At 71.4% G+C, this 19,319-nt stretch carries 18 protein-coding genes; 9 read left to right on the forward strand and 9 right to left on the reverse strand.

What is annotated here, in order from left to right:
- Positions 1-50: 50 nt before the first annotated feature.
- From ACIREO_RS07735 to ACIREO_RS07745, 3 genes are all read left to right on the forward strand, one after another.
- Entirely contained in the window at positions 51-854 is an 804-nt protein-coding gene (locus tag ACIREO_RS07735; RefSeq protein ID WP_404106767.1) for a methyltransferase domain-containing protein, read from the forward strand.
- Positions 855-1,439: 585 nt separating this feature from the next.
- Entirely contained in the window at positions 1,440-1,832 is a 393-nt protein-coding gene (locus ACIREO_RS07740; protein WP_404106417.1) for a hypothetical protein, read from the forward strand.
- A gap of 267 nt (positions 1,833-2,099) precedes the next feature.
- Positions 2,100-3,587, forward strand: coding sequence for a SulP family inorganic anion transporter (locus ACIREO_RS07745; protein ID WP_404106418.1), 1,488 nt, complete (start codon positions 2,100-2,102; stop codon positions 3,585-3,587).
- Between the two features lie 82 nt (positions 3,588-3,669).
- Here the strand turns inward: ACIREO_RS07745 and ACIREO_RS07750 are convergent, their stop codons facing one another.
- The 5 genes from ACIREO_RS07750 to ACIREO_RS07770 form a co-directional block, all read right to left on the reverse strand.
- Positions 3,670-4,710, reverse strand: a complete 1,041-nt coding sequence (locus tag ACIREO_RS07750; RefSeq protein ID WP_404106420.1) for an NAD(P)-dependent alcohol dehydrogenase — start codon at positions 4,708-4,710, stop codon at positions 3,670-3,672.
- A 64-nt stretch (positions 4,711-4,774) separates the two neighbouring features.
- The gene (locus tag ACIREO_RS07755) at positions 4,775-5,551 is read right to left on the reverse strand and encodes an SDR family NAD(P)-dependent oxidoreductase (RefSeq protein WP_404106422.1); all 777 of its coding nucleotides are present in this window, start codon (positions 5,549-5,551) and stop codon (positions 4,775-4,777) included.
- Entirely contained in the window at positions 5,548-6,216 is a 669-nt protein-coding gene (locus tag ACIREO_RS07760) for a TetR family transcriptional regulator (protein ID WP_404106424.1), read from the reverse strand. The genes ACIREO_RS07755 and ACIREO_RS07760 overlap by 4 nt, the downstream gene beginning before the upstream one ends.
- A 62-nt stretch (positions 6,217-6,278) precedes the next feature.
- Positions 6,279-8,408 (reverse strand): MMPL family transporter, encoded by a 2,130-nt coding sequence (locus ACIREO_RS07765; protein WP_404106425.1) that lies wholly within the window; start codon positions 8,406-8,408, stop codon positions 6,279-6,281.
- A gap of 96 nt (positions 8,409-8,504) precedes the next feature.
- The gene (locus ACIREO_RS07770) at positions 8,505-8,999 is read right to left on the reverse strand and encodes a MarR family winged helix-turn-helix transcriptional regulator (RefSeq protein ID WP_404106427.1); all 495 of its coding nucleotides are present in this window, start codon (positions 8,997-8,999) and stop codon (positions 8,505-8,507) included.
- Positions 9,000-9,169: 170 nt separating this feature from the next.
- Here ACIREO_RS07770 and ACIREO_RS07775 point away from each other — a divergent pair, with 170 nt between their 5' ends.
- From ACIREO_RS07775 to ACIREO_RS07785, 3 genes are all read left to right on the forward strand, one after another.
- Positions 9,170-9,409, forward strand: a complete 240-nt coding sequence (locus ACIREO_RS07775) for a twin-arginine translocase TatA/TatE family subunit (protein ID WP_404106429.1) — start codon at positions 9,170-9,172, stop codon at positions 9,407-9,409.
- Between the two features lie 120 nt (positions 9,410-9,529).
- Entirely contained in the window at positions 9,530-11,041 is a 1,512-nt protein-coding gene (locus ACIREO_RS07780; protein ID WP_404106430.1) for an SDR family oxidoreductase, read from the forward strand.
- Complete coding sequence (locus tag ACIREO_RS07785; RefSeq protein WP_404106431.1) at positions 11,038-12,417, forward strand: cryptochrome/photolyase family protein; 1,380 nt, start codon at positions 11,038-11,040, stop codon at positions 12,415-12,417. The genes ACIREO_RS07780 and ACIREO_RS07785 overlap by 4 nt, the downstream gene beginning before the upstream one ends.
- A 17-nt stretch (positions 12,418-12,434) precedes the next feature.
- Here ACIREO_RS07785 and ACIREO_RS07790 read toward each other — a convergent pair whose 3' ends face one another.
- Together ACIREO_RS07790 and ACIREO_RS07795 are read right to left on the reverse strand one after the other, a co-directional pair.
- The gene (locus ACIREO_RS07790) at positions 12,435-13,277 is read right to left on the reverse strand and encodes a DUF1206 domain-containing protein (protein WP_404106432.1); all 843 of its coding nucleotides are present in this window, start codon (positions 13,275-13,277) and stop codon (positions 12,435-12,437) included.
- A gap of 42 nt (positions 13,278-13,319) precedes the next feature.
- Positions 13,320-13,856, reverse strand: coding sequence for a DoxX family protein (locus tag ACIREO_RS07795; protein ID WP_404106434.1), 537 nt, complete (start codon positions 13,854-13,856; stop codon positions 13,320-13,322).
- A 207-nt stretch (positions 13,857-14,063) separates the two neighbouring features.
- Between ACIREO_RS07795 and ACIREO_RS07800 the strand changes: the two genes are divergently transcribed.
- On the forward strand, positions 14,064-16,079 hold the full coding sequence (locus ACIREO_RS07800) for an FAD-dependent oxidoreductase (RefSeq protein ID WP_404106768.1): 2,016 nt from the start codon (positions 14,064-14,066) through the stop codon (positions 16,077-16,079).
- A gap of 32 nt (positions 16,080-16,111) precedes the next feature.
- Positions 16,112-16,645 carry a PadR family transcriptional regulator gene (locus ACIREO_RS07805; protein WP_404106436.1) on the forward strand — a complete coding sequence of 178 codons (534 nt, stop codon included), beginning with the start codon at positions 16,112-16,114 and terminating at the stop codon, positions 16,643-16,645.
- A 29-nt stretch (positions 16,646-16,674) separates the two neighbouring features.
- On the opposite strand, the gene ACIREO_RS07810 is transcribed toward ACIREO_RS07805, so the two are convergent.
- Together ACIREO_RS07810 and ACIREO_RS07815 are read right to left on the reverse strand one after the other, a co-directional pair.
- On the reverse strand, positions 16,675-17,664 hold the full coding sequence (locus tag ACIREO_RS07810; protein WP_404106438.1) for a hypothetical protein: 990 nt from the start codon (positions 17,662-17,664) through the stop codon (positions 16,675-16,677).
- Positions 17,661-18,476 carry a phosphatase PAP2 family protein gene (locus tag ACIREO_RS07815; protein ID WP_404106440.1) on the reverse strand — a complete coding sequence of 272 codons (816 nt, stop codon included), beginning with the start codon at positions 18,474-18,476 and terminating at the stop codon, positions 17,661-17,663. The genes ACIREO_RS07810 and ACIREO_RS07815 overlap by 4 nt, the downstream gene beginning before the upstream one ends.
- Before the next feature lie 164 nt (positions 18,477-18,640).
- Between ACIREO_RS07815 and ACIREO_RS07820 the strand changes: the two genes are divergently transcribed.
- On the forward strand, positions 18,641-19,288 hold the full coding sequence (locus ACIREO_RS07820) for a TetR/AcrR family transcriptional regulator (protein WP_404106441.1): 648 nt from the start codon (positions 18,641-18,643) through the stop codon (positions 19,286-19,288).
- Positions 19,289-19,319 lie beyond the last annotated feature (31 nt).

The raw sequence follows: 19,319 nt of genomic DNA on the forward strand, positions 1-19,319 counted from the left end.
CCGTGGTGGACTTCGAGTCCGGCGGACGGAGAGCGACGGTGGCACAGGGCATGGCCGAGCACGGCACGGACCACGGGTATCTGCTGGACAACCAGCAGTCGGAGGCAGGCATCCGGTTCGGTGCGCTGGCCGAACTGTTCGATCCGGTGACGTTCCGGCACATCGACCGGATCGGTGTCACCCGGGGCATGCGGTGCTGGGAGGTCGGAGCGGGCGGCCCCTCGGTCCCTGCGGGTCTCGCCGAGCGGGTCGGCGCGGCGGGACAGGTGGTCTGCACCGACATCGACGTGTCCTGGGCCCGGGACGCCGCCTCCGACGTCGTCGAGGTCCTGCGCCACGACGTCGCGGCCGATCCTCCGCCGCCGGGTGGTTTCGACCTGGTGCACGCCCGGCTGGTCCTGGTGCACGTCGTCGACCGTGCCGAGGCGCTGCGCCGCATGGTCCAGGCGCTGCGACCCGGCGGTGTGCTGCTCCTGGAGGATGCCGATCCGGGGCTGCAGCCCTTGCTGTGCCCGGACGAGTCGGGCCCCGAGCAGGGGCTGGCCAACCGTCTGCGGTCCGGGTTCCGTGAGCTCATGGCCTCGCGCGGTGCCGACCTCTCGTACGGCCGGACCCTGCCGCGGCTGCTGCGCGAAGCAGGCCTGGGCGACGTACAGGCGGATGCCTACTTCCCGATCACGTCGCCGGCCTGCACCGTTCTCGAGGCGGCGACCGTCCGGCAGATCCGTGGCCGTCTCGTGGCGGCGGGGATCGCGACCGACGAGGACATCGACCGCCATCTGTCGAACGTCGCCACGGGACAACTCGACCTGGCGACGGCCCCGATGGTCTCAGCCTGGGGACGCCGCCCATAACCGGCGCCGGAGCCCGTCGTGGTTCCCCACAGACACGACGGCCGGTCCAGGGCGTGTCTCCCGCCGCTCAGAGCCTGGCCTGTACGACGCTCGCGTCCACCCCGAGTGCTTTTCCTGCCGTGTTCAGCTCGGTGATCTTTGCCGCGGCCGCCCGGAAAGGCGCCGGCCTGGAGCAGCCGGACCGCCCATCGCCATCTCCCTGCCCGAGAACCCTGCCCGGGGGCCGAAGGGTTATGGAGCCGACGGGCCCGCAGCCCACATTATGCCGACCCGGTGTCGGCTCGATTTCACCCGCGTACGGCAAGAAGTGGCCCAGAGGCCGCAATGCCCGGCACCGACATATGGCGAACCGCTGTGCGAATATGCTGATTTACGCTCGCCCGGCATATACGACGGCCACGCAGACCCGGATGATCTCAAATGCTGAGAACTATTCGCGGGGTACATCCCCAGGCCAGGGGCCTCCGTCACGCAGTTCGTGTCGTCGGGCATCGACTTTCGGACTCTTCACAAAGGGTTAACTCCATAAGCGTTCCGGCCTGTTAGCGTCCCGAAGGACGGGTGTGATCCAGGAGGAGGTGAAGGGTGCGAGCAGTGGTGGTCCGGTTCGTACTCGCGTTCCTGATGGGCTTCCTGTTGGCCCCGCACTCCGGTACCCCGTCGGCGGATACCCGTACCGTCTCCCCCGTAATCCGGGCGGCCGGCCTCCCGATGACGACCGCGGGAGAGACACCCGGGGAGTACCGCACCTGCGGAACGCCCGAGCGCGGGGGAGAGTCGAACGGCCTTCTGCGCCAGCGCGACCGGCATCGCTCCGCGACCGTTCCCAGCCCTGAGGCACCGTCGCGTTCCGCGGTGACCGGTGACATCGGCGGCATGCTCGTACCGGCGGCTGTCGCGGCGATGGGCAGCGCGCATCACGCCTCCAGATCCTCGGCCACGCACTCCTCCCCCGTGCTCCAGGTGTTCCGCTGCTGAGCTGACCCCGGCGCTCGACGAGCCGCACCCCTGCCCGCGATCCTGCGGGGCCATCGGCGTGGGGCCATGTCGCGCTGCCTTCCAGGCCCTCAGTTCTCGTACGTATGCCGACGCGCCGTCCTGCGGCGCGCCAGGAGGAACCACTGGTATGCAATCTCTCGTCGGACACTCCCCGGCAGAACTCCCACACATCAGCGACAGCGCCGCCTGGGCTCCCCCGCCCGGCGACGTGCGCTCGGCCCCCTTCCGCACGGGATGAGGGCCGCCATGGGCCGGATCACCGCGCTTCCTCACCTGCGGCAGGATTTCGCCGCGTCACTCGTTGTCTTCCTCGTCGCTCTGCCCCTGTGCGTGGGCGTCGCCGTCGCGTCGGGGGTCCCGGCAGAACTGGGCCTGATCACGGGCATCGTGGGCGGTCTCGTCACCGGCTTCATGCGCGGCAGCAGTCTCCAGGTGTCGGGGCCGGCCGCAGGTCTCACCGTGCTGGTCTTCGAGGCCGTCCAGTCCTTCGGACTGCCCGCGCTCGGGGTGATCGTGCTGACGGCGGGGCTGCTTCAGCTGGCCATGGGCGCGCTGCGGCTGGGCCGCTGGTTCCGGGCCATCTCGATCTCGGTCGTCGAGGGCATGCTCGCGGGCATCGGCCTCGTCCTGATCGCGGGCCAGCTCTACGCGGCCGCCGGCGTCGAGGCACCGCTCACCGGTACGGGCAAGATGACCGGCATTCCGGGCCTGCTGGCCGACAGCGTGTCCAGTTCCGCGGCTCTCGCCTCACTCGCGGTCGGCGCCGCGACCATCGCCCTGATGGTGGGATGGAACAGGATGCCGAAGCGGGTGCGGGCCGTTCCTGGCGCACTCGCCGCGGTCGCACTGGCCACCCTCGCCGTTCCGGCGTTCGACCTGCCGGTCGGGACGGTCCAGGTCCAGGGACTCCTCGACGCCGTCCAGGTACCCGCGTTGTCCGAGTTCGGCGGGCTCGCGACCATGAGCCTGCTCGGGACCGTGGCCGCCTTCACCTTGATCGCCTCCGCGGAGAGCCTGTTCAGCGCGGCAGCGGTGGACCGGCTGCACAACGGCCCGCGCACGCAGTACGACAAGGAACTGATGGCCCAGGGGACGGGCAACACCGTGTGCGGACTCCTCGGCGCACTGCCGATGACCGCGGTCATCGTACGCAGTTCGGCCAACGTGCAGGCAGGCGCGCGGACGCGGGCCTCCCGGGTGCTGCACGGTGTGTGGCTGCTCCTGTTCGCGGCGCTCCTCCCGTCCACGCTGGGCCTCATCCCTCTGCCCGCGCTCGCCGGCATCCTCATCCACGCCGGCTGGAAGCTGATCCCGCTGCGCGCCCTCGTGGCGCTGTGGCGCGAGCACCGCGGGGAGGCGCTGATCCTGGTCGTCACGGCCGTGGCGATCGTGACGGTGAACATGTTCGAGGGGGTTCTGACCGGTCTGGCCCTGTCGGTGGCCAAGGCGGCCTGGGACGCCTCACACATCAGGCTGGAGGTCGTCGGCAGTGATGCCGACGGTGTCCGGGCCCGGCTGTCGGGCAACGCGACCTTCCTGCGGCTGCCGAAGATACTCGACAGCCTGGAGGCCCTGCCCGAGGACCGGCCCATCTCGCTGGATCTCTCCGGCCTGCACCATCTGGACCACGCCTGTCGTACGGCTCTGGAGAACTGGGCCGAGCGGCACAGCTCGTCCGGGACCGAACCTGTGCGGCTCACCCGGACGGACGAGGTGGTGACGGCCGCTCCCTGAGAGCACGGACGACCCGCCGGGCGCCCTCCACGGACGACCCGCCGGGCGCCCTCCACGGGCGTCCCGGCGGGTCGTCCGGCGGTCAGCCGTTGGGCAGGATGACCGCGCGGCCGTTGATCCTGCCCGCGTGCAGCCGCTCGTAGGCCAGTGGGGCCTCGTCGATGGAGTACGTCTCGACGTGGACGTCGACGGAACCGGCGTGGGCGAGCTCGATGACTTCGGCGAGCTCCCGGCGCGTACCCCAGTACGGCGCGGAGACCGACGTGGAGAACGGCAGGACACCGAATCCGACGGGCAGCAGTCCGCCGCCGATGCCGACGATGGTGATGTCGCTGTCGATGGAGGCGACCGCACCGGCCGTCTTCACGGTCGGCTCGGCGCCGACGAAGTCGAGGACGACCTCGGCACCGACGCCACCGGTGAGTTCACGGACCTTGGCGGCGGCGTTCTCGTCGGAGAGCACGGCCTCGTGGGCTCCCACGGTCCGGGCGAGTGCCAGCTTCTCCTCGGTGACGTCCAGCGCGATGACCCGTACGGCGGTCATGGCACGCAGGAGCTGGATGGCGACGTGACCGAGGCCGCCGGTGCCGATGACCACGGCGGTGGCGCCGGGCCGCAGCTTCGGCAGCGAGCGCTTGATCGCGTGGTACGGGGTGAGGCCCGCGTCGGTCAGCGAGACGGTCTTGACCGGGTCCAGGTCGCCGATGGGCGTCAGATGGCGCGCGTCGTCGACGATCATGTACTCGGCCATGGCGCCGGGGTTGCCCAGCCCGGGCGGGTTGATGCCGAGGTCGGCGGCGCGCAGGCAGTAGTTCTCCCGGCCCTCCGCGCAGTTCACGCAGGTGCCGCAGCCCCACGGGCCGTAGACGGCGACCGCGTCTCCCACCGAGACACCGACGGCGCCCTCGCCGAGGGCGGCGACCGTTCCGACACCCTCGTGACCGAGTGTGAGTGGCAGCTCGTAGGGGAATCCCTCGGCGGGCCAGCTCATCACGGCGATGTCCGAGTGGCAGACACCTGCGGCGCTGACCTTCAGCAGGATCTGCCCGGGCCCCGCCACGGGTTCGGGTATCTCGACGACCTCGGGGGCGGCGCCGACGGTGCGGTACTGGACGGCTTTCATGGCACTCCTTCGTTCTCCGTACTTCCTTTGTGACCCTCGTGGTGGCGGTGTGCCACTCGGGGGATCAGGAAGCGGAGTAGCCGCCGTCCACCAGGTGGTAGCTGCCGTGGATGAAGGAGGCGCGGTCGGAGAGCAGGAAGGCGGTGAGCTCCGCGACCTCTTCCGACGTGCCGAGTCGGCCGGCCGGATGCAGGGAGATCAGGTGGTCGCGTGCCGGACTGTCGGTGTCACGGAGCAGCGGGGTGTCGATGAAGCCGGGGCCGACCGCGTTGATTCGCACGTTCTGTGCGGCGTATTCGAGTGCGGCGGTCTTGGTGAGGCCGACGACGCCGTGCTTGGCCGCGACATAGGCCGGGGAGCCGGCGAAGCCGTTGGTGCCGAGGATCGACGACATGTTGACGACGGCGCCGCCGCCCGAGGCGAGGATGGCCGGGAGCTCGTAACGCATCGAGTAGAAGACGCCGCTGAGGTTGGTGGCGACGACCCTGTTCCAGTCGTCGATCCCGTACTCGCCGGTGGGCTGCGCGGGACCGCCGATACCGGCGTTGTTCACGGCGAGGTGCAGGGCGCCGAAGGTGTCGACGGCGAACCGCACGCCGGCCTCGACGGAGGCGGGGTCGGTGACGTCGAGGGCTACCGCGGCGGCACTGGCGCCGGTGGCCTTCAGGTCGTCGACGGCCTTGTGGGCGCTCTGCTCGTTGTAGTCGGCGACGACGACGGTCGCGCCGCTCGCGGCGAGCCGCTGGGAGAGGGCGAGGCCGATGCCGGACGCGCCGCCGGTGACGAGGGCGACCTTGCCGGCGAACTCCGCCTCGTAGGCGGTGGGGAGGTTGGTGCTCATGATGTGCTTCCTTGCGTGGTGCTGTGGGGCGCCGGCCCGTCCTGCCGGGATTCCAGCAGGTTCGTGGAGAGGGCGTCGAAGGCGTGTACGACGAACTCGGGCAGGGCGGCCGGCCGGCCACCCCGTACCCATGCCGCCTGGGCCGCCAGGAGCGCTCCGGCTCCCGCGGCGACGGCCACGGCGGGACGAAGGTCCTGTCGTGGGTCGACATCGAGGCGCTCCGCGAGAATCGCCACCGACTCCTCCTGGGCGTCCACACGGATGTGGTGGTACGCCGCGTACAGAGTGGGCTCCTCCTCGGCCATGAGCAGCAGGTCGAAGATGCGCGGCCGAAGATGCCAGGGCTGTGCCTCCGTGTCGTCGAGCCAGTCGAGGACGGCCCGGCGGTAGGCGGTGAGCGGTGGCTCGGCCAGGGGGCGCTCGCGGAGCGCTCGGTTGATCCGGTCGCCGTCGCCCCGCACTGCGTCGAGGACGGCGGCCTCCTTGTTCGGGAAGTACCGGCTGAAGGTGCGGCGGTCGACGTCGGCCGCCTGCGCGATCTCCTCGACCGTCACACCCCGCAGACCGCGTTCGAGTACAAGATCGAACGCGCTCTGCGCCAGCGTGTCCCGGGTCCTGCGCGCCTTGCGGCTGCGCCGTTCCGGGGCGTTCCCTGTGTCATGCATAGCTGCATCGTACACCTTTAAATGTCCCAGTGGGACATCTGTCCCGACGGGACATGGCCGGATTACGACAGGGACTTCGCCCCCTCGGGCGCCTCCCGCCGGCCGCGGCTCAGCGCACCCGGCCACCAGGCGGTGGGCCCGATGTCCCTGACCAGGGCGGGCACCAGGAGCGAGCGCACGACCAGGGTGTCCAGCAGGACGCCGAACGCGACGATGAACGCGATCTGGACGAGGAAGGCGAGGGGGATGACGCCCAGCGCCGCGAAGGTGGCCGCCAGGACGACCCCCGCCGATGTGATGACCCCACCCGTGGTGGTCAGCCCACGCAGTACCCCCTGCCGGGTGCCGTGGACCAGGGACTCCTCGCGGACCCGGGACATCAGGAAGATGTTGTAGTCCACACCGAGGGCGACCAGGAAGACGAAACCGTACAGCGGCACGGAGGAGTCCGTGCCGCTGAAGCCGAAGACGTGCTGGAAGACCAGCGACGAGACACCCAAGGTGGCAAGGAAGTTGAGCGCCACCGTGGCCACGAGGAGCAGGGGCATCAGCAGCGAGCGGAGCAGGCCGATCAGGATGACGAGAATGATGACCAGCACCACCGGCACGATGATGTTGCGGTCGTGCTCGGCGGTCCTCTGGGTGTCGTACTGCTGCGCGGTGTAGCCGCCGACGAGTGCCTGCGCTCCGGGCACCGCGTGCACCGCGTCGCGCAGCCGGGTGACCGCCTCCTTGGCGGCGTCGCTGTCCGCCGCGTCGGCCAGGGTGGCATCGATGCGGACGCGTCCGTCCACGACGAGGGGGTCCCCACCGCCGGGGCGCCCGGAGGCCGTCATCACGGAGACGCCCGCGACACCGGGGACTTCCCGGGCGGCTGCGACGACCTGCTTCGACCGGTCCCCGTCGGCGATCACGACGGCGGGGTTGCCCGATCCGCCGGGGAAGTGGCGGCCCAGTGTCTCCTGAGCGGCGACGGACGGCGCGTCGTTGACGAAGATCTCCTGGAGGGGCACTCCCTTGGAGTTCAGCGTCGGCATGAAGGCCGCACAGGCCAGGAGGCCGATCAGCGTGACGGCCCACACCTTGCGCGGGGAGCGGTCGACCAGTCCGGCGATCCTCGACCAGATTCCCCTCGACCCGGACTCGGACTCGGTCTCGCCCTTCTTCGGCCCGGACGGCCAGTACGCGGCCCTCCCGAGCAGGACCAGGACGGCGGGCAGGAAGGTGAGGGCGCTCAGGACCGAGCACACGATGCCGATGGCGCCCACGGGCCCGAGGGCGCGGTTGTTGGTCAGGTCGCTGAGCAGGAGGGCGAGCAGCCCGAGGGCCACGGTGGCGGCGCTGGCCGTGATGGGCCCGGCGGACTCACGGAGCGCGGCACGCATCGCGGTCCACTTGTCGGGCTTGCGCCCGAGTTCCTCGCGGAACCGCGCGGTGAGCAGCAGCGCGTAGTCGGTGGCGGCTCCGATGACCAGGATCGACAGGATGCCCTGGACCTGGCCGTCGACCCGGACGATGTCGTGGTCCGCCAGTACGTAGACGATCGCGCAGGCGACGCCGAGCGCGAAGACCGCGCCGATGATGATGATCAGGGGGAGCAGGACGCTCCGGTAGACCAGGAGCAGGATGACGAGCACGGTCACCAGGGCGACGCCCAGCAGCAGCCCGTCGATTCCGGCGAAGGCGTCGGACAGGTCGGCCTGGGAGGCCGCGGGGCCCGCGAGCCCGACCACGGTTCCCGGGACCTTCTCCGCGGAGGTGCGCAGATGGGCCAGGGCGTCAGGGAGTTCGTCCCCCAGGTCCGGCCTCAGCTGGACGACGCCTTCCAGCGCCTCGCGGTCCTCGGACGGCAGTGCGGGACTCACCTGGCCGGCCACTCCCGGCCCGCCCTCGGCCGAGGCGAGGGCGGCCGTCGCCGCCTTCTGCTGTTCCGGACCGAGCTTCTTCCCGTCCTCGGCCGACGTCCAGACCACGATGGCCGGCACGGCCTCCTGCCGGCTGAACGCCTTCTGGGCCTCGACGACCTGGGTGGACTCGGCGCTCTGCGGAAGGAACGCGGCCTGGTCGTTGGTGGCTACTTCCCCGAGCTTCCCGGCGTACGAGCCGAAAGCGCCACCGACGACGAGCCAGGCGAGAACGAAGAACACTGGGACAAGAATCAGCCGGCGGACCGGCCTCGATGCGGTGGACATGGCACTCCTGGGTCGGCCGCGATCTCTCAATCATGATGTATCTCAATCATTGAGATTACATTGCCGCACGGCTTACTCTCCCACCGGCACGGCGGTTCAGCGCCGAGGAACCTGCATCCGCGCGAGTTCGCCGTTCATCCGGCCGAGGAAGCGCAGCGTGGCCTCCAGCTCCTGTGGCCCGGAGGTGGAGCGTGCACCGGCCGCCGCTTCCGCGAGGGGCATGAAGAACGATCTCGCGGCCGCCTTGGCCCCGGGCTCGTAGTACAGATGCACGACACGACGGTCGGAGCTCTCCCGCGCGCGCCTGATGTGACCCGACCGTTCGAGACGGTCCAGACACGCGGTGACCGCACCGGACGTCAGACCGAGGTGCTCACGCAGCCGTCCGGGCGTCAGGGGCGCATCCGCGTCGAGGATCGCACCGAGCGCCTGTACATCCGTCGCGTGCAGGCCCTGCGCATGCGCGAAGGCGTGGACCAGCCTGTTGATCTCGCTGTTCATCCGGCGCAGTTCCACGGCGAGGTTCTGAAGCTCCGACAGCCCCGCGGTCTCCGCGCCCGATCCGATGCGAGGGTCGTCTGCTCTGTCCACCGCCCCATACTAGGGCGCACGCCCCGCCGGGCGACGGGCACCTGGGGCCAGGACGGAAGACGCCCTGCCGCAGCCTTCTACAGTGTTGTAGATTTGGCGCGCCACTGCGGCCCGGGAAGCGCGGGCCGCCGGGAGAGTGCCTCACACCCACAGGGGAGAAGACAGCCGTCATGTTCGGAATCAGCGAGATCGCGATCTTCCTCGTCATCGCCGTCCTGATATTCGGCGCCAGGAAGCTCCCCGAACTCGCCCGCTCCCTGGGCAAGTCGGCCCGGATCCTGAAGAGCGAGGCGCGGGCCCTGAAGACCGACGGTATCTCCCCCACCGTCCCGGCGGAACCGCCGGCCGACGCAGCGCACGACCCGCGCGTCATCAAGGGCACGGCCACCGAGAAGCCCGGTCCCCGCTGAGTCCTGTCCCCTCCGCCACCCGGTGGGGTGGGCTTCGGCGTGTCCGGACCCCGTCGGCGGGCGGAATCCCACGCACGGGGACACCGTGGACGAAGGAGACACGAGCCGGAGCGAGGCGTAATGGCGAGCAACGACGACAGCGGCGGTCTGCGGTGTCTGGTGACGGGCGCGACGGGCTACATCGGGGGCCGCCTCGTGCCCGAGCTGCTGGCGGCCGGCCACCGGGTCCGCTGCCTGGCGCGGACCCCGGAGAAGCTGCGCGACTACCCGTGGGCGGGCGAGGCGGAGGTGGTCAAGGGGGACGTGACCGACGCCGGGTCCCTGAGCGCGGCGATGCGCGACATCGACATCGCGTACTACCTGGTCCACGCGCTGGCCGCCGGGCCCGGCTTCGAGAGGACCGACCGCGACGCGGCACGGATCTTCGGCGAGCAGGCGATGGCAGCCGGCGTCCGGCGCATCGTCTATCTGGGCGGGCTCACACCCGCCGACGTCCCCACGCAGGAGCTGTCCCCGCATCTCCGCTCGCGCGCCGAGGTCGGACGCGTCCTGCTCGGTTCGGGCGTACCGACGACCGCGCTGCGCGCCGCGGTCATCATCGGTTCGGGTTCGGCTTCCTTCGAGATGCTGCGCTATCTCACCGAGCGGCTGCCGGTCATGGTCACACCCAGCTGGGTCTCGACGCGGATCCAGCCGATCGCCGTGCGGGACGTACTGCGTTATCTCGTGGGCAGTGCGCACATGCCCGCCGAGGTGAACCGCACCTTCGACATCGGCGGACCCGACGTCATGACGTACCGCGACATGATGCAGAGGTACGCGCGGGTCGCCGAGCTGCCGCGGCGGCTGATCCTGCCGGTGCCGATGCTGTCTCCGGGCCTGTCCAGTCACTGGGTCGGGCTGGTCACTCCCGTGCCCGCGTCGATCGCCCGCCCGCTCGCCGAGTCCCTGCGCTACGAAGTCGTGTGCCACGAACACGACATCGCGGACCATGTCCCCGACGGCCCCGGGCAGCCCTTCTCCTTCGCCACGGCACTCTCGCTCGCGCTGCAGAGGGTCCGCGAGGCGCGGGTGACGACACGGTGGTCCTCCGCGTCCACCCCGGGCATTCCGAGTGATCCGCTCCCCACCGACCCGGACTGGGCGGGCGGGAGCCTCTACACCGATGTGCGGGAGCGCGATGTGGACGCCTCCCCCGAGGCGCTGTGGCGGGTCGTCGAGGGGATCGGCGGCGCGAACGGCTGGTACTCGTTCCCGGCGGCCTGGGCGGTCAGGGGATGGCTGGACCGGCTCGTCGGCGGGGTGGGCCTGCGCCGCGGCAGACGGGACGCCGAGCGGCTGAGGGTCGGCGACTCGCTGGACTTCTGGCGGGTCGAGGAGATCGAACCGGGCCGGCTGCTCCGACTGCGCGCGGAGATGCGGCTGCCCGGCCTGGCCTGGCTGGAGATGTACGCGGAGAAGGGCGAGGACGGCCGGTCGCGCTACCGGCAGCGGGCCCTCTTCCATCCGTCCGGGCTGCTCGGCCACATGTACTGGTGGAGCGTGTCGCCCTTCCACGCGCTGGTCTTCGGCGGGATGGCTCGCAACATCGCACGTGCGGCGGTCCGGGGAGCGGCCGGTGGTCCGCGATGACCGTGGCGATCGTCCTGTTCACGTCCGACCTGCGGCTGCACGACCATCCGCCGCTGCACTCGGCGCTCGCCTCGGCCGACGAGGTGGTGCCCCTCTTCGTTCTGGACGACGGCGTGGAGGCCGCCGGGTTCGGCCCTCCGAACCGGCGCGCCTTCCTGGCCGACTGTCTCCGGGACCTGGACGCGGGCCTCCGCGAGCGCGGCGGGCGTCTGGTCGTCCGCGAGGGGGACGTCGCCGACGAGGTCTGCCGGCTCGTCACCGAGACGGGGGCGGACTCGGTCCATGCGGCGGCGGGCGTCAGCGGTTACGCCCAGCGCCGGGAGGAGCGGCTGCGCGCGGCTCTCACGTCCATGGGGTGCCGGCTGAGCGTGCACGACGCGGTGATCAACGCGGTCGCGCCCGGTGCGGTGGTTCCCTCGGGAGCGGGCAGGGACCACTTCGCCGTCTTCACCCCGTACTTCCGCCGGTGGTCCGGGGAGGGGCTCCGCTCCCCGTTCCGGGCGCCTCGCGCCGTGCGCGTACCGGTGGGCCCGGGCTCCGCCGCCCTGCCGTCGCGAGCCGGCGTACGCGGACTGTCTCCGGGCCTGGCCGAGGGCGGGGAGGCCGAGGGGCGCAGGCTGTTCGCCGCGTGGCGCCGTCACGGGCTCGCGTCGTACGAGGACCGTCACGACGACCTCGCGGGCGACGCCACCTCGCGGCTCTCGCCGCACCTGCACTTCGGCACGCTCTCCCCCGCCGAGGTGGTCCACCGTGCCCGCGCCGCGGGCGGACCCGGTGCGGACGCCTTCGTGCGCCAGGTGTGCTGGCGGGACTTCCACCACCAGGTCCTGGCCGCCCGCCCCGCGGCCGCCCGCTCCGACTACCGCCCGCGGCAGGACCGCTGGCGGACCGGGCGGGCGGCGGCGGACGAGACGGCCGCCTGGAAGGAGGGCCGCACGGGCTATCCGGTGGTGGACGCCGCCATGCGCCAGCTCCTCCACGAGGGCTGGATGCACAACCGGGGGCGGCTGCTGGCGGCGAGCTTCCTCACCAAGACGCTGTATGTGGACTGGCGGGCCGGAGCGCGTCACTTCCTGGAGCTGCTGGTCGACGGGGACGTCGCGAACAACCAGCTCAACTGGCAGTGGGTGGCCGGGACGGGCACGGACAGCCGGCCCAACCGGGTGCTCAATCCGGTGACGCAGGGCAAGCGGTACGACCCGGACGGCGCGTACGTACGCCGCTGGGTTCCCGAGCTGGCGGGGATCTCCGGTCCGGCCGTGCACGAGCCGTGGAGACTGCCGGAGCGTGAGCGCGCCCACTACGACTACCCGGAGCCGGTCGTCACGCTGGCCGAGGGGCTGGCCAGGTTCAGGGAGGCGCGAGGACTGGACTGAGCCCGGCAGCGTCCCGTTCAGATCTTGCGCCAGCGGGCGTTGGCCCAGGAGAAGAGGCCGAAGGCGGCCAGACCGACGGCGATCAGGACGAGCAGCCAGGGCCCGACGGGCGTCTGGGTGAAGGAGCGCAGGGTGTCGTCCATGCCCTTGGCGCGGCCCGGTTCGTGACGGACGGCTGCGGCCACGGCGAACCCGCCCGCTGCCACGAAGACCGCACCGCGGACGGCGCCGCCGAACATGCCCACGAAGTCGACGGCCTGACGGGTCTTCCTCGTCATTCCGCCCATCTTCAGGTGCTTGTGGTACTTGCGTGCGAGGGCGCGGTACGCCATCCACACACCCGCGCCGACCACTACGGCACCCGCGATCCCCACGATCCACTGGCCGCCGGTCCATTCGAGGGCCCGTGCCGTGACGTCGTCGGTCTGACGGTCGCTCGATCCGCTGCCGCTGCCCTTGTCGCCGAGCGCGTAGGAGAGCACGGAGTACGACACGAAGGCGTAGAAGACGAAGCGCGCGGCGGCCATGGCCCGCTTGCCGGCCTTGTCGCCGTCGGGACCCGCCTGGCCGAAGAACGCCTCGGACAGCCGCCACAGCGCCATCCCCGCCAGTGCCACACCGAGCGCCCAGAGCAGGACGGTCCCGAAGGGCTGCCCGGCGATCTGCGCGATGGCGCCCCCGCGGTCAGCCTGTTCTCCGCCTCCGTCGGAGAAGGCGATGCGCAGGGCCAGGACCCCGACCAGGAGATAGATCACCCCGCGCGCCACGAACCCGGCGCGGGCACCCATGTCCATGGCCCGGCTGCGCGAGGCTCTCTTCGCCCGGCCGCGTGTGTTCATCGACAGTGCGTTCGCATTCATGCACTGCCGGGTGCCCCTCGAACGGCGATCAATGCGGGAGGGCTACGCGTCCTCGTCCGCCGGCCCGTCCTGCGAGGCCTGCCCCTTGGCGCGGCGGCCGACCACGGCCGCCGCGCCGAGGGCACTGCCCGCGAACGCGAGCGCCATGACCCACGGCCGGTCGAGGACGTGCCCGGTGGCGTGGTCCAGGGAGTAGCGGCCCGCACCCGTCACCGCGATCGCGGCGGAGACGAAGCCGAGGAACGCCGGGTACTCGTAGCCGCCGCCCATCGCGAAGAAGCCGGCGGGCGCGTGCACGGCGACGGCACCCGCCATCGTGCCGGCCGCGGCGGCACCCGCCGCGGGGGTGGCGAGGCCGAGCGCCAGCAGGATCCCCCCACCCGCCTCACCGAGACCGGCCGCCAGGGCGCTGTGCTTCGGCGGGTGGAAGCCCATGGCCTCCATCGCGGCGGTGGTCCCCTCGATGCCCCCGCCCCCGAACCACCCTCCCAGCTTCTGGCTGCCGTGGGCCGCGAGGACGGCTCCCGTGCCGACCCTGAGCGCGAGAAGGCCGACATCACGTCGGTTGATACAAGCCATGAGGTGTCTCCTGTCGACAAGGAGGAGCAGCGGCGGTGAGCCGTACGGATCCACTCTCGTCCGGAGCGGGGCGCGGAGGCCGATGGTGTTACGCCATCCGTGGACCGGGCCTTGCGGGGACTGCGACGTACACCCTTGTGCAACTAGTTGCATAAAGGGCTTCGAGTGGTCTACAACTGGCTCGACGACACCTGCGAGGAGACCCGGATGAGCCCGTACCCCACTCTGCTGAGCCCGCTCGACCTCGGATTCACCACGCTCCCGAACCGGGTGCTGATGGGGTCGATGCACATCGGTCTCGAGGAGGTCGAGCGCGGTTTCGAGCGGATGGCCGCGTTCTACGCGGAGCGTGCACTCGGCGGGGTGGGGCTCATGGTCACCGGAGGGATCGCGCCCAGCGAGCGCGCGTGTTCCTTCCCCGGCGGCGCCAAGATGACCACCGAGGCCGAGGCGGAGCAGCACGCCGAGGTCACGGCGGCCGTGCACGCGGCGGGCGGCCGGATCGCGATGCAGATCCTGCACTTTGGGCGCTACGCCCATCATCCGGACCTGGTGGCGCCGAGCGCGCTCAAGGCCCCGATCAGCGGATTCACCCCGCACGCCCTCGACGACGACGAGGTCGAGGAGACCATCGAGGACTTCGTCAGGGCCGCGGAGCTGGCACGTCGCGCGGGGTACGACGGCGTCGAGATCATGGGCTCGGAGGGCTATCTGATCAACGAGTTCATCGTCGCGGCGACGAATCACCGCGAGGACCGCTGGGGCGGCTCGTACGAGAACCGCATCCGTCTCCCCGTCGAGATCGTGCGCCGCGTCCGTGAGCGGGTCGGACCCGACTTCATCCTGATCTACCGGCTGTCCATGCTGGACCTGGTGCCCGGTGGGTCCACTCTGGACGAGGTCGTCCGTCTCGCCCGCGAGGTGGAGGCGGCCGGCGCGACCATCATCAACACCGGGATCGGCTGGCACGAGGCCCGCATCCCGACGATCGCCACCTCCGTGCCGCGCGGCGCCTTCACCTGGGTGACGGAGAAGGTGCGCGGCGCGGTATCCGTACCGCTGGTGACCAGCAACCGCATCAACACCCCCGAGCTGGCCGAGGAGATCCTCGCCTCGGGGCGTGCGGACATGGTGTCGATGGCCAGGCCCTTCCTCGCCGACCCCTACTTCGTCGCCAAGGCGGCCGAAGGGCGCGCGGACGCGATCAACACCTGCATCGGCTGCAACCAGGCCTGTCTGGATCACATCTTCAGCCTGCAGATCACCTCCTGTCTGGTGAATCCGCGCGCCTGCCACGAGACCGAACTGGTCCTCTCGCCAACCCGCGTACGCAAGCGCGTCGCCGTGGCCGGCGCCGGGCCGGCGGGGCTGGCATGCGCGGTGACGGCCGCCGAGCGCGGGCACGCCGTGACGCTGTTCGACGCGGCCGACGAGATCGGCGGCCAGCTGAACGTGGCGCGCCGGGTCCCGGGCAAGGAGGAGTTCGACGAGACACTGCGCTACTTCCGTACCCGGCTCGCGGAGGAGGGGGTGGAGCTCCGGCTCGGCACCCGGGCCACCCCGGACTCGTTCGACGGCTTCGACGAGGTCGTCCTGGCCACCGGTGTCGAGCCCCGCTCCCCCGCGATCCCCGGCGTCGGGCATCCCGGCGTCGTCAGCTATCTGGACGTCCTGCGGGGCGGCGCGGAGGTCGGCGACCGGGTGGCGGTCGTCGGCGCGGGGGGCATCGGCTTCGACGTCGCCGAGTTCCTGACCGACGGGGGCGACGCGGCGAGCCTGGACCCGGAGGTCTTCTTCCGGCAGTGGGGCGTGGACACGGACTACGCCGACCGGGGCGGTCTGCGGACCCCGGAGCGCCCGAAGTCCCCGCGTACGGTGCACCTGATCCAGCGCAAGGCGAGCAAGGTCGGGGCCGGTCTCGGGAAGACCACCGGCTGGATCCACCGCACCGAACTGCGCCACCGCGGCGTGACGATGATCGCGGGCGCGTCCTACGACCTGATCGACGACGAGGGCCTGCACCTCACCGTGGACGGCGAGCAGCGCCTGCTGCCGGTCGACACCGTGGTGCTGTGCGCGGGTCAGGAACCGCGGCGGGAGCTGTACGAGGAACTGCGCGCCGCGGGCCGTCCGGTGCATCTGATCGGCGGCGCGGACGTGGCGGCCGAGCTGGACGCCAAGCGTGCGATCCGCCAGGGTACGGAGCTCGCCGCGGAGCTGTGATCACCCGCTTCCGCCGTCCCTAGGATGCACGCATGTCACTCCCGCACGCGATCCTCACCGCCCTGCTCGAGAAGCCGTCGTCGGGTCTCGAACTGACGCGCAGGTTCGACCGGTCGATCGGCTACTTCTGGCCGTCCACGCATCAGCAGATCTACCGCGAGCTGGGAAAGCTGGAACGGGCCGGTCACATCAGGGTCCTGCCCGCCGCGCAGCCGGCGCGTGGGCAGAGGAAGGAGTACGAGGTGCTGTCCGCGGGCCGCGAGGAGCTGAGGGCCTGGGTGTCGCTCGCCGAGAACCCGAGGCCGGTCCGCGACCCGCTGCTGCTGAGGATGCGGGCAGCCGCCGTGGTGGGCGCCCCGGGACTGGCCGGGGAACTGCGCAGGCATCTGGTGCTGCACCAGGAGCAGCTGGCGGAGTACCTGGAGATCGAGAAGCGGGACTTCCCTCCGGAGCGGACGGCGGAGGACGACCGGCTGCGTCGTCTGGTGCTGCGCGGGGGCATCGATCTCGAGACGTTCTGGACAGGGTGGCTGACCGGGGCGATCGACGAGCTGGACGGTTCCTGAGGACTGTCCTGTCCTACGCGGGTCAGCCCTCAGCGGTGGCCGCCGGGGCTCCCGACCGGTTCCGGGTGCAGTGTGAGCGGTTCGGCGGGGCGTGGGGCCGTGACGGAGGGGCCGGTGATGACGACCCTCGACGGCGCCCTGGTGACAGCCCGGCCGGGGACCGCGCCGTCCGGCGGGGGAACGCTCCCGGCCGCGCTCCGCACCTGTGCGCGGCTGAGCAGGACCACGCCCCGCACGGCGGCCACGACCCCGATGAGCGCGGGGACCAGGCCGAGCACCCCGCCCTGGATGCGCTCGCCGAGCAGGATCAGCCCGATCGCGGCGGCGGCGACCGGATTGGAGAGGGTGACCACGGCGAGCGGTGCGCCGAGACCGCCCCGGTAGGCGGTCTGGGACAGCATCAGGCCGCCCAGCGCGAAGAAGGAGACCAGCACCGCCACGGTCACCAGCCGCCAGCTCAGCAGCGGGCCCGAGTGGTCGGTCGCGGCGACCGTCAGGGTCTGGGTGAGGGCGGAGGCCACCCCGGACGTGATACCGGAGGCGGCGGCGTGCCGGAGGCCGGGCCTGGTGCCAGGGCGGCTGAGCGCGGCGACGAGCGCCATGGTCGCGGCCCCGACGCCCAGCGCCTCGGGGAGGCTCAGCGTGTCGTGCGGCGCGGCGCCACCCGCCGCCAGGAGCAGCGCGGCCAGGCCGACGAGGGTGAGGAGCGTGCCGCGCCATTCCGTACGGCTGACCCGGCGGCCGGCGGCACGGGCGCCGAGCGGGACGGCTGCGACGAGCGTCAGCGCTCCGAGCGGCTGGACCAGGGTGAGAGGTCCGTACTTCAGCGCGGCGACGTGCAGGAGCGCCCCGCCGGCGTTCAGGCCGACCGCCGACCACCAGGCCCCGCGGCCCATCATGCGCAGGGCTCCGGCGGAGGGCTCGGTCCGGCCGGCGAGCCGGGCCTGCGCCACCGCGGCGGTCGCGTAGGCGCCGGCGGAGACGAGGGAGAGCGCGACGGCTATGAGTGTGGCGTTCATCGGCGCGCTCCGGATCGTGCGTACGCGGGGGACGCGTAGCTCTGGGCCGGCACGGCCGTCGGCCACGGCAGCTGAGTACGGACCGGTGTGTGCGGCAGCCTGAGGGCGGCGAACGCGACGGCGAGCAGGGCGGAGACCACGATCACGTCGAGCCAGTAGTGGTTGGCGGTGCCCACGATGACGAACAGGGTGAGCAGCGGGTGCAGCAGCCACAGCAGGCGCCACCGCGAGCGGGTGGCGACGATCAGCCCGACCGCGACCGCCAGGGCCCAGCCGAAGTGCAGTGAGGGCATGGCCGCGAACTGGTTGGCCATCGAGTCGGTCGAGGGGGTCTCGCCGTACACCGAGGGGCCGTAGACCTGCCCGGTGTCGACGAGGCCGGCCGCGTGCAGCATGCGCGGCGGGGCGAGCGGGAAGAGCAGGTGCAGGGCGAGCGCGGCACCGGTGAGTGCGGCCAGGATCCGTCGTGACCAGACGTAGTGGCGCGGGCGGCGCCAGTACAGCCAGACCAGGAACGCCACCGTGGCCGGGAAGTGCACGGTCGCGTAGTAGGTGTTCGCGGCCTGGACGAGGGTGTGGCTGTGCAGCAGAACGCCCTGTACGGCTCCCTCACCGGGAAGGCCGAGGACTCGTTCGAAGCTCCAGACGTGTCCGGCGTTGCGGTAGGCCTCCTCGACATGGCCGTTCGCGGCCTGGCGGCCGAGTTTGTAGACCAGGAAGAGTCCGGTTATCAGTAGCAGCTCACGGACGAGGGGCGGTCGGGCTGAGGCGTCCGGCTCCCGCTCCGCAGGCTTGCTGCGGGTGTACATCACCCGTGCCCCTTTGCTGACGGTTGCGCTGTCACGACGTCGGCATGGCCAGTCCATGCCGTATCGATACGCCAGTGTACCGATACGGCGGCGTATCGGTACACGCGCGTATCGGTACACTGACGTATCGAGGGTCCCCAGCCGCAGAGTCGCAGAGAGGGAAGCAGATGCCGTCGCCCGGTTCAGCACAGGAGTCCGTACCCGCGTCACGACGGTCGAAGATCACACCGGAGCGCGCACAGGAGCTCTACACAGCCGTGCTGGATCTCCTGCGGGAGAGCGGTTACGACTCGCTGACGATGGAGGGCGTCGCCTCGCGCACCCGGTGCGGGAAGTCCACGCTCTACCGCCAGTGGGGCTCCAAGCCCGAGCTGGTCGTAGCCGCGCTGCACAGCACCCGGAGGACCTTGTTCTCGGACATCGACACCGGCAGCCTGAGCGGCGATCTGCACGAGGTGGCGCGGGTGGTGGACGCGGCGTCCGGCGAGGACACCGCCCTGATGCACGCGCTCAGCCACGCCGCCCTCCAGAACCCCGACCTGCTCTGCGCACTGCGCTCCACGCTGATCGCGCCGGCCATCGTCGCGATCGACGCGATGGTCGAGCGCGCCGTCCGGCGAGGGGAGATCGACGCCCGGAACCCCGCGGCCGACTACGTGGCGGCACAGGTGCTCGGCATCATGCGCGTCCGGTCGCTCCTGGAGGGGCGGTACCCGGAGGACGCCTTCCTCGCCCGCTTCGTCGAGTGCGCGGTACTTCCGGCACTCGGACTCGCCTCGTCCCCGCCCGCTCCTCAGGGAAGCGGGACCTCCTGATGAACGTGGACCGTCGCCCGAGCGGATGACG

The organism is Streptomyces sp. NPDC102441 (assembly GCF_044765585.1).
GTDB lineage: Bacteria > Actinomycetota > Actinomycetes > Streptomycetales > Streptomycetaceae > Streptomyces.

Coding starts and splice junctions, on each gene's coding strand:
- ACIREO_RS07735 (WP_404106767.1), top strand. CDS start 51: ATGGCCGAGCACGGCACGGACCACGGGTATCTGCTGGACAACCAGCAG.
- ACIREO_RS07745 (WP_404106418.1), top strand. CDS start 2,100: ATGGGCCGGATCACCGCGCTTCCTCACCTGCGGCAGGATTTCGCCGCG.
- ACIREO_RS07750 (WP_404106420.1), bottom strand. CDS start 4,710: ATGAAAGCCGTCCAGTACCGCACCGTCGGCGCCGCCCCCGAGGTCGTC.
- ACIREO_RS07755 (WP_404106422.1), bottom strand. CDS start 5,551: ATGAGCACCAACCTCCCCACCGCCTACGAGGCGGAGTTCGCCGGCAAG.
- ACIREO_RS07760 (WP_404106424.1), bottom strand. CDS start 6,216: ATGCATGACACAGGGAACGCCCCGGAACGGCGCAGCCGCAAGGCGCGC.
- ACIREO_RS07765 (WP_404106425.1), bottom strand. CDS start 8,408: ATGTCCACCGCATCGAGGCCGGTCCGCCGGCTGATTCTTGTCCCAGTG.
- ACIREO_RS07775 (WP_404106429.1), top strand. CDS start 9,170: ATGTTCGGAATCAGCGAGATCGCGATCTTCCTCGTCATCGCCGTCCTG.
- ACIREO_RS07780 (WP_404106430.1), top strand. CDS start 9,530: ATGGCGAGCAACGACGACAGCGGCGGTCTGCGGTGTCTGGTGACGGGC.
- ACIREO_RS07785 (WP_404106431.1), top strand. CDS start 11,038: ATGACCGTGGCGATCGTCCTGTTCACGTCCGACCTGCGGCTGCACGAC.
- ACIREO_RS07790 (WP_404106432.1), bottom strand. CDS start 13,277: ATGAATGCGAACGCACTGTCGATGAACACACGCGGCCGGGCGAAGAGA.
- ACIREO_RS07795 (WP_404106434.1), bottom strand. CDS start 13,856: ATGGCTTGTATCAACCGACGTGATGTCGGCCTTCTCGCGCTCAGGGTC.
- ACIREO_RS07800 (WP_404106768.1), top strand. CDS start 14,064: ATGAGCCCGTACCCCACTCTGCTGAGCCCGCTCGACCTCGGATTCACC.
- ACIREO_RS07805 (WP_404106436.1), top strand. CDS start 16,112: ATGTCACTCCCGCACGCGATCCTCACCGCCCTGCTCGAGAAGCCGTCG.
- ACIREO_RS07810 (WP_404106438.1), bottom strand. CDS start 17,664: ATGAACGCCACACTCATAGCCGTCGCGCTCTCCCTCGTCTCCGCCGGC.
- ACIREO_RS07820 (WP_404106441.1), top strand. CDS start 18,641: ATGCCGTCGCCCGGTTCAGCACAGGAGTCCGTACCCGCGTCACGACGG.